The organism is Clostridiisalibacter paucivorans DSM 22131 (assembly GCF_000620125.1).
GTDB classification, from domain to species: Bacteria; Bacillota; Clostridia; order Tissierellales; family Clostridiisalibacteraceae; genus Clostridiisalibacter; species Clostridiisalibacter paucivorans.
The window spans coordinates 1-12925 of sequence record NZ_JHVL01000010.1 but is presented as its reverse complement, the minus strand read 5'-3'; the positions used below and the strand labels follow the sequence as shown (position 1 = coordinate 12925).

The following is a 12925-nucleotide window of genomic DNA, read 5'->3' as shown; positions in this document are numbered from 1 at the left end:
CATTACTGTCTTGATACATGTTTTCTTGAAACCTTTATTTCTATATATCTTCTTATCTCTTTCTTTCATTAGCTCATCATCTAGTTGATTAAGTAGCTCTGTGATTATTTCACATGCCTGACGGCAAACAAATTCATAAATCCTTTTCTCTAAATCCTTGAAATTTATATCCATTTCCTTTAAACTTATCTTATACATGTAATCACCTAACTTTCTAGTTTTCTTCGCAGATACTATTATATTGGATGATGCATGTATATGAAAGATGCCTTAAGGCATCTTTTTTATTTTTTGTCCTTTTTGCCTACTAAAATTATACTCTAAGTATTACCAGTATAACAAGTATGTTTATTGGTACTATATTAACTTTAATTATACTGATAGTTTTAAATCAATTAATTAAAGTTAATGCTTCAATATATCTTGTAAATGAAGAAGTAATAATAAATATGAGATGGTTTTGCTTATCAGCTCTTTTATGCATCCTACTGCCACTTATTGGAAGTGTTAGGGCAATAAAACGTAGTTTTAGTATAACGATTATAAATACACTTAAAAAATCAAATATGAAGGTATGAATTCTATGAAAATAAAAAATATATATAAATTATCAATGCATAATGTTGCAAGAAACAAAATAAGGACAATCATTTATATTTTATTTATAACTTTATGTATAGTAATGCTTTTTATCACCTCGGCAATTGCATATATTTCTCATATATCAATTGATGAGAATATTAATAGTCAATTGAGATATAGGCAATTTATTGTACATGTTAATTCAAATCATAAAACATCAGAGAAAATTGATTATATGAGTATATTTAACAATATATCTGAAATTTCTGATGCCATAATCAATCAATCTTCTTCAAAAAATAATGTAACAATAACTATTGATGACTATAAAAATATGGATAGTGTAGTTAAACAACTTAAAGAGAAAGACTATTTTACAATTATTTTCAATTCTGATGATATTATAAATATTCCTGTAATTAAAACTATTAAATACGGGAGTTTAATTATGTTTATTGTTATTATTATTCTTAATTTTATAGTATTATGTATTGTTTTATCTAATTCAATAAATGAAAGAATTAATGATTTAGCAATATTTAAAGCATTTGGGTATAGTAATAAAACTTTGTTTAAGATTATTTTAGTAGAGTCTTATATATTTGGGTTTATAAGTTTTGTATTTGCAAGCATTATAAGTAATTTTAGTATATATACTATAATAAATCCTGTAATTAATGCTAAATTTAAGGATATTTTGATAGGTACAAAAATCGTAATAAATCCTAGTATGTATTTGTTAATATTTGTAACTTTATTAATACTTATATTTATTTCATCTCTTAACATGGTGAAGAAAATAAAAAAGATATCGCCAATACTATTATTAAGAAACTAAAGGAGATACATATGAAAAGTAGATACTATTTTAAGATTGCATATACAAATTTATTAAAAAGAAAACGTATAAGATTTGATATATTTTTATTTTGGATTTCTTTTATGATTTTATTTATAGCTAATTGTTTATTGGTATCATTTTATCAATACACGGATAAACATGTTTTTAATACATTTGGTTATAGGACTTTAAATATTAAATTATCTAAAGATGATTTCAAAACAAAGCAGAAAATAAAGAATTTATTGATTAATAATAATGATGTTATAGATATATATGAAGATAGTGGGAATCAAGGTGGGACGGTTATTAATCCTAGAGATTTATTTCATAATGAAGCACATCTTTCAATAGCATTAGGTCATAAAGGTATCGAAAGATTAATAGTAAGCGGTAAACATTTTGAAGAAAATGATACTAAAGTGGGGATTATTCCTAAATATTTTTATCCAGATGACATAGATACTAGTAAATTAAAACAACAAGCAATTAAATATTTAAATGGTGATAATTTTATTGGTAAAACAATAACGATAAGATATTTTGCACATGATTTTTTACAAGATATAGAACCAAAGCCTATTAAATCTTTTTATTATACTTTTGAGGTAGTTGGAACATATGATAATTTAGTAAACGGAGAGGGTCCAAATCATATATATATACCCAAAGATGATATTAGATTAGTTAATAATAATATAGATATGTATAGCATTGGTATTGGAGAAAATGAAATTAAAACTATGAAAGTTATAATAAAAGATTCGTCTAAAATAGACGATTTAAAATTGTATTTAGATAAAAATATGATTGATACAGAACGTCAAGTTTATTTAGACAAATCATATTTTATTATAAAATATATGCTTAGGATAATTTCACTTATAGGTTTAATTTTTTGTTTCTTTTCCTTATTGAGTATATATTTATCCACATATAATAGTGTTATAAATAGAAAGAAAGAAATTGGTACTTTAAAATCATTGGGATATAGCAGTAAAATTATTTCAAAAATTATTATGTTAGAATCAATGGTTATTGGATGGATAGGTTATTTTTCAAGTTTAATAATATTTATTATTATTTTGATGATATGTAATTATTATATTTCTAAGAATCTGTCCATATATTATAATAGTTTTCAACTTTCTTTTAATATAAGTATCTTTTTTTTAATATTTATTGGAGGCACTATTATGTCTATTGTTAGTAGCATGAAAGCTAAAAATAGTGTAGAAAAAATAAGCACATTATAAAAAAGTAGGTAATTTCATGAAAATAAGTCATACTAAATGTATTTTGATAACAATTATGCATAAAAAATTGAAAATATTATTAGTATTTTTAATCTCAGCCTATATATTGTTGTATTTGTCCATATACTTATTTGGTGAACAATTGGTATTACAAAAAATTGGAATAAAAAGAGACCAAATACTTTATAAATATGGATATAATGGTGAAATAAAGAATAAAATTGATGATGGTTATTATATATATAAAAGACTCTAATATGGGAATAGTTTCTATTGGATATAGGCAACCTAATATATTGATTCCACCATTTTTTCAGATTTTTTCTCACCACATTATTAAATTAGAAACATTTGATAATACAAACAATACTATAAAAGTAAAATCATTAAAAAGAAATAACAAAAATATTTTAAATAAAGAAAATTATGTACATAAAACTGTAGATTTTAGTAAAGGATTATATTTTTCTGGAACTATATCCTCACAAAGTTATACCAAACAAGGATATTCGTATATATATGTTGGTATTTTTAGAAAACAGTGTAATTACAATAATGTTGAGTATGATTTTACATATAATTTAGATCATATAATACAGGAGGGGGTTCTCTTTTTTACTTATAGTGATAAAGAAATTGATTTTAATGATTTATCTATAGTTAGTAATATAAATCCAATGTAATAATTACACCATGGTTTTGTTTTTGAACATGAGTAACCAATAACCATATCTTAATTACTAGCTGTACTATCATCAACAAAAAGGATTTTATATTGTTCCTTTAAATTAAGCTGTTTATTACTATTGGCATCAAATTTACCTATTTTGAATATAGTTTGAAGTATTGTACCAAATGAAATAGCTATAAGTACAGTTCCTATTCCTAAAGGTCCTCCCAGTATATAACCTATAATAAGGACTGATATTTCAATAACAGTTTTTATCAATGATACAGATTTATTCAATTTTTGAACCAAACCTATCATGAGTCCATCTCTAGGACCGGCACCTAGATTGCTACTAAGATAAAAAAATACACCTGCACTAAAGACTATCATCCCCAAGTATATTAGTATTAATTTTGATATTATAACACTGGGAGTAGATAAAATACCACTTTTATTTATAAGGTCTATAAAGAATCCTATAAAATACATATTTAATATAGTGGCTATACCTGGCAGTATTCCTAAAGGAATACTTACGCCTATGACCAATAATCCTGTTAACTGAGATGCCTGTCCAAAGGTAAGTCCTGTTTGAGTTGAAAGTCCTTTATGAAAAATATCCCATGGACTTATACCTAAATCTGCGTGAAGCATCATAGATATACCCAATGCACATAAGAAAAACCCAAAAAATAATCTAGGTAGATTTTTTAACATCTTATTTAGTTCTTGTTTATTCATAAAAAGACTCCCCCTTGTCAAAAAAATACTTCGATTCCCTAAAAGATATTATTATAAATATAATATAATAAAAATAGGAATAAAAACAAGAGTTTTCTAAAAATTAAAACTTATAACTAAAACATACCTGAAATTAAATTGTCTAAATCTATATTTGCAAAGTATTCTTGGGTATTTATAGATGATAAAACTTTTTTTATTTTATCAAAATCATGGTCAACGCCTATTAATTTGTTTTCTATATGAGAAATGTCTTTTTTACCGAAAAAATCACCAAAGAATTTTATGTTTTGAATTTTACCTTTTTTTACATCGATGTGAAATTCCACAGTCCCTCCAGGGAATTTTTTTTCGTTGAAAAAGGAATACTTAGGTGAACTACCATAATTCCAATCCCATGTTTCATATTTTGTTTTTACCAATTGGTCTATATTGTTCAAATCTTTTTCAGTAAATGTATATATCTTTTCGCTACTATATTTATCCGATACATAATCCATAATTTTCTTTTTAAAAGTTTCGAGGGAGATGGGTTTAGATAGATAAGATTCTATATTTGTCACTCTACTGGCCACTGACTTTACTCCCTTACCTTGAAATTTAGTATTTTTAGGTTTCAATGCCCCAGTTAAATCTGCCATATTAGAAGAAAATAATAATGTACCATGATGAAGCACCCTATCTTTATAAATATATTGGGCATTTCCCGATATCTTTTTATAATCTATAGTGATATCGTTTCGACCACTAAATTTGGCATCTATAGATAGAGTTTTCAATACTTCGATAATAGGTGTAGCGAATTTTTTGAAATCATTAAAATCATTGGAACCCTCATTCATTATAAATGTAAAGTTCAAATTACCTAAATCGTGAAAGACAGCTCCTCCACCAGAAAGTCTTCTAACTACTGGAATATTATGCTTTTTTACAAAATCAGTATTGATTTCAGAAATAGTATTTTGATTTTTTCCCACTACAATACAGTTTTTATTTCGCCAAAGCATAAAACAATCTTCGTCAAAGTTTTTAAGCACATATTCTTCGGCCGCAAGATTAAAATATGGATTAGTGTTTTCAGTATCTATAATAATCATTTAAATATCCCCCTTAGGATTCTATTTAATAATATTGTAAATTAATATAGTATAATATACAACCTAAAAAATATAAGTATATATTATGTGTTTAATGTTATATCTTCGTTAATATATAAATAATTATTGAAAATGAAATTATAATATATTATACTTTATTTTAAATAGTATATATTTTAAAAAAAATCAAATAATGTTCAGATGAAGGTTACGAGAGATATCTTGTAGTGAGATAGCCGAAGAAGCAATATGGGTATATGCCAACACACCATAGAAACTTTCAGGCAAACAGATCGTTTCCTGATGAACCTCTGAAAAGTCCGTAAATCGGCACCGAAGGAGCAATACACTTTTTGGTATTGTAGAAACTCTCAGGTAAAGAAACAGGGGAATATGAAGGCAGCCAGTATAGTCATGCCATCATATTCCCTTTTTGATTATAAATTTAAATTATGAGGAGGGTGGTTATGGATAATTTGAAAAAGACAGCTTTATTTGAAGTCTATGATGACTTTGGAGCAAAAGTTGTGGATTATTCAGGTTGGGCATTACCAGTAGAATTTGAGGGTATAATACCTGAACATGAATCAGTAAGAAAAGATGCAGGTATATTTGATGTTTCTCATATGGGAGAAATAGAGGTGAAGGGAGAAAAGTCAGAGGATTTTATTCAGTATATAGCAACCAATGATATATCTAAACTTAAGGATAATCAAGTAATGTATAGTTTTATGTGTTATCCCGATGGAGGTATTGTAGATGATTTACTGATTTATAAATTTAGTAGTAAACATTTTTTGTTAGTGGTCAATGCTAGCAATACAGAGAAGGATTATCAGTGGTTGGTGGAAAACAATATTTATGATGTAGATATTGACAATACATCATCTCAATATGCTCAATTTGCGGTTCAAGGGCCAAAGGCTCAAAAGATACTTCAAAGGATGACTGATTATGATTTAAGTAGTATAAAATTCTTTTTTAGTAAAAAAGATATATATATAGATGGAGTAAATGTGCTAATATCTAGGACTGGATATACAGGTGAAGATGGATTTGAGATATATCTTTCTCCAAACGATGCTCCAAAGTTATGGAAAAGTATTTTATCCCAAGGTAAAGTAGATGGAATTAAACCTATAGGATTAGGGGCTAGAGATACGTTGAGATTTGAAGCATCTTTACCTCTATATGGAAATGAGATATCTAAAGAGATAACGCCTTTAGAGGCAGGGTTTGGATTCTTTGTGAAATTAGGTAAAGAAAATTTTATAGGTAAAGATAAATTAGTTAAAGAAAAGGCAGAGGGAAGCAACAGGAAACTTATTGGATTTGAAATGTTAGATAGGGGTATTCCTAGACATGGATATCCAGTAATTTATAAAGATGAAGAGATTGGAGTAGTGACAACAGGATATTATTCACCAACTTTAAAGAAAAATATAGGTTTAGCGTTAATTAAGAGCAATACTGTAAATATGGATGGTGAAATCCAGATAGCTATAAGAAAGAAAACAAAAAGGGCTAAAGTTATAAGTAAAAAATTCTATACAAAGAATTATAAAAAATAAGGGAGGAAATTAAATATGAAAACTTTAAAGGATTTATATTATTCAAAAGATCATGAATGGGTTAAAGTAGAAGGGGATAAGGCATATATAGGAATTACAGATTTTGCACAAAATGCATTGGGGGATATTGTTTATGTTGAATTGCCTGAGGTTGAAGATGAATTTGAATTGGGAGATGCCTTTGGAGTAGTAGAATCAGTAAAGGCTGCGTCAGATATAAATATGCCCATAGATGGTAAAATAATTGAGGTTAATGATGATCTAGAGGATGAGCCAGAGTTGGTAAATACAGAACCCTATGAAAACTGGATTGTATCTATTGAGATATTGGATGATACTCAAATAGATGAATTGTTGAGTGCAGAGGAATATGAAAAATTCTGTGAAGAGGAGGCGTAATATGTTTCCTTATATACCCAATGGAAGAGAAGATATAAAAGAGATGTTATCTCAATTAGGATTAACATCTTTAGACGAGCTTTTTAGTGATATACCCGATAATGTAAGATTGAATAAAAAATTAGATATAGATGGTCCATTATCTGAAATGGAACTTTCTACATTGATGGAGGAATTGAGTAAGAAAAACAAAACTATAAAGGATTTGACTTGCTTTTTAGGGGCAGGAGCATATGATCATTATATTCCATCAGTAGTAAATCATGTGATATCTAGATCAGAGTTTTACACTTCCTATACCCCATATCAAGCGGAAATAAGTCAAGGGACACTGCAGACTATATTTGAATATCAAACTCTTATTTGTAATTTGACAGATATGGATGTGGCAAATGCATCCATATATGATGGGGCTACAGCATTGGCTGAATCGATGATGATGGCTGTGGGTAAGACTAGAAGAAAGGATGTAATTGTATCTAAGACTGTACACCCTGAATACAGAAGGGTGTTAAAGACATATGCTAGATTTCAAGGTATAAATATAGTAGAAGTAGATATGGTAGATGGAGAGACAGATAGAGAAATACTTGAGTCTAAAATGTCTAAGGATATAGCAGCAGTTATAGTACAATACCCTAACTTTTTTGGTGTAATTGAAGAGATTAAAGAGATCGAAAAAATAGCCCATAGCGATAAAAAGACCTTATTTATTATGACAGTAGACCCTATTGCATTGGGACTATTGGAATCTCCAGGTAATTTAGGTGCTGATATAGTAGTGGGAGAGGGACAGTCATTAGGAAATCCATTAAACTTTGGGGGACCTTATTTAGGATTTATGGCTGTTAAAAAGGCACTTATGAGAAAGATGCCTGGTAGAATAGTTGGTCAGACAGAAGATGTCGATGGAAAAAGGTCCTTTGTACTTACGTTACAGGCTAGAGAACAGCATATAAGAAGGGAAAAGGCCACATCTAATATATGCTCTAATCAAGCATTAAATGCATTGGCGGCAGCTGTATATATGACAGTTTTAGGCAAAGAAGGTATTAGGGAAGTGGCAGAGATGTCATTTCAAAAGGCCCATTATGCCCATGAACTCATAACAAGGAGTGGTAAGTATAGGGATGCATTTAATAAGCCATTTTTTAAAGAGTTTAGCATAGCAGCAAATGTGGATGCAGAAACTATCAATGAAAAATTATATCAAAAAGATATATTAGGTGGATATCTATTGGAGAAGGATTATCCTCAACAGAAAGATACAATTTTATACTGTGTTACAGAAAAGAGAACTAAGAAGGAGATAGATACATTAGTTGAGGTTTTGGAGGGGATAAAATGAAAGAATATAATAACCTAATATTTGAATTATCTAAAAAGGGCAGGAGGGCATATTCATTACCTGAAAATGATGTGGAGAATAAAGATATAAAAGATTTTATTCCCAATGACTATATAAGGAAGTCACCAGCGGAATTGCCGGAGGTAAGTGAAGTCGATGTAATAAGGCATTTTACTCTATTATCTAATAAAAATTTTGGAGTGGATACAGGATTTTATCCATTGGGGTCATGTACGATGAAATATAATCCCAAAAGAAACGAAGAAATGGCTAAATTAGAAGGTTTTGTCTATACTCATCCATATCAGTCTGAGAAATCAGTACAAGGAAATATGGAACTTATGCATAAATTAGATAAGAATTTATGTGAGCTTACAGGTATGGATAGATTTACATTACAGCCTGCAGCGGGTGCCCATGGAGAGTTGACAGGGCTTATGCTGATAAAGGCATACCATGACTATAATGAAGATAAGAATAAAACCAAGATAATAATACCAGATTCAGCCCATGGAACTAACCCTGCCAGTGCCATTGTAGCAGGATTTGATATAGTTGAAGTCAAATCTGATGAGAGGGGACTCGTAGATATAGATGCATTGCGTGAGATTGCTGATAAAGATATTGCAGGATTAATGTTGACCAATCCCAATACATTGGGATTGTTTGAAGAAGATATATTAGAGATTACAAAGATCATCCATGATGTAGGAGGATTAGTGTATTATGATGGAGCAAATATGAATGCAATAATGGGGGCAGCTAGACCTGGAGATATGGGATTTGATGTGGTTCATTTAAATATTCATAAAACCCTTTCTACTCCCCACGGAGGAGGAGGACCTGGTAGTGGACCTGTAGGTGTGAAGGAAAAGTTAGAAAAGTTTCTTCCTGTTCCAGCGGTAGATTACGATGGAAAAGTTTATAAATTTGATTATGATAGGCCCCATTCAATTGGCAAGGTTAAAGAATATTATGGGAATTTTGGAGTGTTGGTAAGGGCCCTTTCATATATGTTAACTATGGGAGGAGAAGGTTTGAAAAGGGCTAGTGAAATAGCTGTATTAAATGCCAACTATTTAAAAGAAAAACTAAAGAGTCATTATAACCTACCATTTGATAGACTATGCAAACATGAGTTTGTACTGTCAGGAGTGAAGGGAGGAGAACTTAATGTATCTACACTAGATGTTGCAAAGAGGCTTTTAGATTATGGATATCATCCACCAACTATATATTTTCCATTGATTGTAAGTGAAGCCCTTATGATAGAACCTACTGAGACGGAAAGCGTGGAAACATTGGATAAATTTATAGATGCCATGATAAAGATTGCTGATGAATCAAAGGAAAATCCAGAAATATTGAAATCTGCTCCTCAAACTACTCCAGTAAAAAGGGTAAATGAAGTAAAGGCAGCGAGAAAACCTATACTAAAATGGCAAGGTTAATAACAAAGGTAGGTGTGAGAATGGATAAAAGGATATTAATTATAGGAGGAGGCCCTGGCGGATATGTTGCCGCTATCAGGGCCTCTCAACTGGGTGCAAAGGTAACATTGGTAGAAAAACAGGACTTAGGTGGGACTTGTTTAAATAGAGGATGTATACCTACAAAGGCATTATATAAAAGTGCAGAAGTAATAAATATGATAAATAATAGTAAAGATTTTGGAATAATGGTAGACTATTACAATATAGATGTAAATATGTTACAAAAAAGAAAATCGGATGTTGTAGACAAATTAGTGGGTGGAATAAAAGTTCTTCTCAAATCAAATGGTGTAGATATCATTAAAGGCAATGCTACGATTAAAGACGAATACAATGTATCAGTAGTAAAAGAAGATGGGAAAGTTATAAATATAAATACTGACTATATGATTATAGCCACAGGTTCACAACCTTTTGTACCACCCATTAAAGGGATAGAGAGTAATGGGGTTTTGACTAGTAGTGAATTGTTAGAGTTTGAAGAAATTCCTGAATCTTTAACAGTAATTGGTGGTGGAGTTATAGGATTAGAATTTGCAGGTATATTTAATGCTATGGGTACTAAAGTAACTATAGTGGAGTCTTTACCAAATATATTGAATAATTTTGATAAGGATATATACAAGAGACTGGCTAGTTATCTTAAAAGAAGAGGTATAAAGATATTAACTAATACTACTGTAGAAGAGATAGCGTCTGTAGAATATGGATTGAATTTAACGGTGTCAGGCAAAAAGGGAGAAAGGATATTGAAATCTGAAAAGGCCCTTATATCTACAGGAAGAAGACCCTTTATAGAAGGTTTAGGATTAGATAGGATAGGTGTGAGTTATAATAAAGGTATAAAAGTAGATGAAAACTTTAGAACCAATGTGAAAAACATATATGCCATAGGAGATGTAATAGGAGGAGCTATGCTTGCCCATGTGGCATCTCATCATGGTATAATAGCAGCAGAGGGGATTATGGGTGTAAATAATATTAAAAATACTGATGTAATACCTAGTTGTGTATATATAACTCCAGAGGTGGCTTCGGTAGGGTATACAGAGGATTATTTAAAGGATAAAGACATAGATTATAAGACTAGTAAATTTATGATAGGTGCCAATGGAAAGGCCATTACTATGGGAGAAACTGATGGATTTGTGAAAATTATAGCGGATGAAAGCAATAGGATATTAGGAGTTCATATAATAGCTCCCCATGCATCGGATATAATCCATGAGGGGACAATAGCAATAGCTAAGGGACTTAAAGTAGAAGATTTTTCTGATATCATCCATGGACACCCTACTGTATCAGAGTCTTTTATGGAGGCATTGATGGGAATAACAGGAGAAGCAATCCATATGGCCCCTCAAAAAAAGAGGAGATGATAAAGGTATGGATAAGGGGTATATTCAGATTTATACAGGTAATGGAAAGGGAAAAACTACAGCAGCACTGGGACTTTCTTTAAGGGCAGTATGTGCTGGTAAAAAAGTATTTTTTGGTCAATTTGTAAAGGGAATGAAATATAGTGAGGTAAAGGCGGAGAAAATCCTTTCAGGATTTGAGATCCGTCAATTCGGTAGGGAATGTTTTATCTATAGAGATCCAGAAGAAGAAGATAAAAAAATAGCAAAAGAGGGATTGGCTATTTGTAAAGAGATACTTAAAAAAGGAGAATATGATGTAGTAGTATTAGATGAGATAAATATAGCATTGTATTTTAAATTGTTTGAAGTATCCGATGTAATAGAGGCATTGGAAAATAGAAAACCTAATGTGGAAGTAATCTTGACTGGAAGATATGCACCTAAAGAATTAATAGATATGGCTGATTTAGTAACTGAAATGAAGGAAGTAAAACATTATTATAATAAAGGTGTGAAAGCTAGAAAAGGTATAGAGAGTTAATAGTTATTTTATTAAATAAAATAACTATTGATTTTTAAAAGAATATAATGTAAAATGGTATCAAATGACGAACAATCTATATAAAAAACTAAATGAATGTTCACTCATATAATTTTGGAGATATGGTCCACAAGTTTCTACCGGATTACCGTAAATGATCTGACTATGGGTGTTTATATTTTAGTTCTGTATATATTTGATATCTTTTTATTTTTGTACAGGATTGTACTATAAACTCCCTTTTTTTAAAAAAAGGGAGTTTTTTATTTATAGGAGGGAAAATATGTATTTACTAAAGGATAAAATTCTTAAAGAAGGCAGGGTAAGCGGTAAGGATATATTGAAAGTTGATAATTTTTTAAATCATCAATTAGATGTGGAATTTTTAAATGATATAGGTAAAGAATTTTATAAAAGATTAAGAGACAATAAGATAAATAAAATACTTACTATTGAGGCATCTGGCATTGCTATAGCATCTATTACTGCTCAATATTTTAAAGTGCCTGTAGTTTTTGCAAAGAAGACCCAATCTAAAAATTTAGATAAAGAAACCTATGAGAGTTTAGTTTATTCTTTTACTAAAGATAAGACATATAAAATAAGAATATCAAAAAAATATGTAAATAGTAATGACAGAGTAATGATAGTTACTGTCAAGTAATAGTTGGCAATTATTTTTCTTTAGATTTAATCATCCAATAACTATTGATTTTTAGGTTTTAAGAGTCTGTAAATAACTTTGTGCTTTTAGGAAGTTTAAATCCAATCTGACAATAACTATTAAATTAAATAATATAGAACAAAATTGATACTAACTTTGATTATAGAATTGCCAAAGCTATATGATTATATTCATAAAATCTTATGGTTTTGGCAATAATCTTTATTAATGAAGAAATGGTTTCTAATGATAACTTACAGAACAAAAGCATCTATTCTGTCTTTAAAGAATATCATTAGTTGATTAAGGACTAAGTCCCAGTTTTTATAGTTTCTGTTCCATTTCTTCATTACATTTTGCC

At 29.5% G+C, this 12925-nt stretch carries 13 protein-coding genes and 2 riboswitches; of the genes, 10 read left to right on the top strand and 3 right to left on the bottom strand.

All coding sequences use genetic code 11. The features are described 5' to 3' along the window. Positions 1–198: UPF0236 family transposase-like protein (locus Q326_RS0105850; RefSeq protein ID WP_034602549.1), on the bottom strand; the 198-nt coding region annotated here is incomplete at its 3' end. A gap of 385 nt (positions 199–583) precedes the next feature. Here Q326_RS0105850 and Q326_RS0105845 point away from each other — a divergent pair. From Q326_RS0105845 to Q326_RS0105830, 3 genes are all read left to right on the top strand, one after another. After that, entirely contained in the window at positions 584–1420 is an 837-nt protein-coding gene (locus tag Q326_RS0105845; protein WP_026894517.1) for an ABC transporter permease, read from the top strand. A gap of 11 nt (positions 1421–1431) precedes the next feature. Beyond that, positions 1432–2679: an ABC transporter permease gene (locus tag Q326_RS0105840; protein WP_026894516.1), complete on the top strand. Its 1248-nt coding sequence runs from the start codon at positions 1432–1434 to the stop codon at positions 2677–2679. A 224-nt stretch (positions 2680–2903) separates the two neighbouring features. Next, positions 2904–3362, top strand: coding sequence for a hypothetical protein (locus Q326_RS0105830; RefSeq protein ID WP_026894514.1), 459 nt, complete (start codon positions 2904–2906; stop codon positions 3360–3362). Positions 3363–3412: 50 nt separating this feature from the next. On the opposite strand, the gene Q326_RS16835 is transcribed toward Q326_RS0105830, so the two are convergent. Together Q326_RS16835 and lplA are read right to left on the bottom strand one after the other, a co-directional pair. Continuing rightward, positions 3413–4090, bottom strand: coding sequence for a YczE/YyaS/YitT family protein (locus Q326_RS16835; RefSeq protein ID WP_034601347.1), 678 nt, complete (start codon positions 4088–4090; stop codon positions 3413–3415). A gap of 116 nt (positions 4091–4206) precedes the next feature. Next, positions 4207–5187: a lipoate--protein ligase gene (gene lplA, locus Q326_RS0105820; RefSeq protein ID WP_026894513.1), complete on the bottom strand. Its 981-nt coding sequence runs from the start codon at positions 5185–5187 to the stop codon at positions 4207–4209. Positions 5188–5488: 301 nt separating this feature from the next. Then, positions 5489–5584: riboswitch (glycine riboswitch) on the top strand. 70 nt (positions 5585–5654) lie between these two features. On the opposite strand from lplA, the gene gcvT reads away from it, so the two are divergent. The 7 genes from gcvT to Q326_RS16830 all read left to right on the top strand — a co-directional run bounded on the left by gcvT (position 5655) and on the right by Q326_RS16830 (position 12564). Further along, a complete protein-coding gene (gene gcvT, locus Q326_RS0105815; protein ID WP_026894512.1) occupies positions 5655–6758 on the top strand; it encodes a glycine cleavage system aminomethyltransferase GcvT in 1104 nt (367 codons plus the stop codon). Positions 6759–6773: 15 nt separating this feature from the next. Continuing rightward, positions 6774–7157 carry a glycine cleavage system protein GcvH gene (gcvH, locus tag Q326_RS0105810; RefSeq protein WP_026894511.1) on the top strand — a complete coding sequence of 128 codons (384 nt, stop codon included), beginning with the start codon at positions 6774–6776 and terminating at the stop codon, positions 7155–7157. A gap of 1 nt (position 7158) precedes the next feature. Continuing rightward, entirely contained in the window at positions 7159–8505 is a 1347-nt protein-coding gene (gene gcvPA, locus Q326_RS0105805; RefSeq protein ID WP_026894510.1) for an aminomethyl-transferring glycine dehydrogenase subunit GcvPA, read from the top strand. Continuing rightward, positions 8502–9956 carry an aminomethyl-transferring glycine dehydrogenase subunit GcvPB gene (gcvPB, locus tag Q326_RS0105800; RefSeq protein ID WP_026894509.1) on the top strand — a complete coding sequence of 485 codons (1455 nt, stop codon included), beginning with the start codon at positions 8502–8504 and terminating at the stop codon, positions 9954–9956. The genes gcvPA and gcvPB overlap by 4 nt, the downstream gene beginning before the upstream one ends. A 20-nt stretch (positions 9957–9976) precedes the next feature. Continuing rightward, positions 9977–11377, top strand: coding sequence for a dihydrolipoyl dehydrogenase (gene lpdA / locus Q326_RS0105795; protein ID WP_026894508.1), 1401 nt, complete (start codon positions 9977–9979; stop codon positions 11375–11377). Between the two features lie 7 nt (positions 11378–11384). After that, positions 11385–11900, top strand: coding sequence for a cob(I)yrinic acid a,c-diamide adenosyltransferase (cobO, locus tag Q326_RS0105790; RefSeq protein ID WP_026894507.1), 516 nt, complete (start codon positions 11385–11387; stop codon positions 11898–11900). Positions 11901–11984: 84 nt separating this feature from the next. After that, positions 11985–12086: riboswitch (purine riboswitch) on the top strand. A 97-nt stretch (positions 12087–12183) separates the two neighbouring features. Continuing rightward, the gene (locus Q326_RS16830) at positions 12184–12564 is read left to right on the top strand and encodes a type I phosphoribosyltransferase (RefSeq protein ID WP_051531213.1); all 381 of its coding nucleotides are present in this window, start codon (positions 12184–12186) and stop codon (positions 12562–12564) included. Positions 12565–12925 lie beyond the last annotated feature (361 nt).

What these genes read in the sequence shown, in the direction of transcription:
- Q326_RS0105845 (WP_026894517.1), top strand. Translation starts at nt 584, where the DNA reads ATGAAAATAAAAAATATATATAAATTATCAATGCATAATGTTGCAAGA.
- Q326_RS0105840 (WP_026894516.1), top strand. Translation starts at nt 1,432, where the DNA reads ATGAAAAGTAGATACTATTTTAAGATTGCATATACAAATTTATTAAAA.
- Q326_RS0105830 (WP_026894514.1), top strand. Translation starts at nt 2,904, where the DNA reads ATGATGGTTATTATATATATAAAAGACTCTAATATGGGAATAGTTTCT.
- Q326_RS16835 (WP_034601347.1), bottom strand. Translation starts at nt 4,090, where the DNA reads ATGAATAAACAAGAACTAAATAAGATGTTAAAAAATCTACCTAGATTA.
- lplA (WP_026894513.1), bottom strand. Translation starts at nt 5,187, where the DNA reads ATGATTATTATAGATACTGAAAACACTAATCCATATTTTAATCTTGCG.
- gcvT (WP_026894512.1), top strand. Translation starts at nt 5,655, where the DNA reads ATGGATAATTTGAAAAAGACAGCTTTATTTGAAGTCTATGATGACTTT.
- gcvH (WP_026894511.1), top strand. Translation starts at nt 6,774, where the DNA reads ATGAAAACTTTAAAGGATTTATATTATTCAAAAGATCATGAATGGGTT.
- gcvPA (WP_026894510.1), top strand. Translation starts at nt 7,159, where the DNA reads ATGTTTCCTTATATACCCAATGGAAGAGAAGATATAAAAGAGATGTTA.
- gcvPB (WP_026894509.1), top strand. Translation starts at nt 8,502, where the DNA reads ATGAAAGAATATAATAACCTAATATTTGAATTATCTAAAAAGGGCAGG.
- lpdA (WP_026894508.1), top strand. Translation starts at nt 9,977, where the DNA reads ATGGATAAAAGGATATTAATTATAGGAGGAGGCCCTGGCGGATATGTT.
- cobO (WP_026894507.1), top strand. Translation starts at nt 11,385, where the DNA reads ATGGATAAGGGGTATATTCAGATTTATACAGGTAATGGAAAGGGAAAA.
- Q326_RS16830 (WP_051531213.1), top strand. Translation starts at nt 12,184, where the DNA reads ATGTATTTACTAAAGGATAAAATTCTTAAAGAAGGCAGGGTAAGCGGT.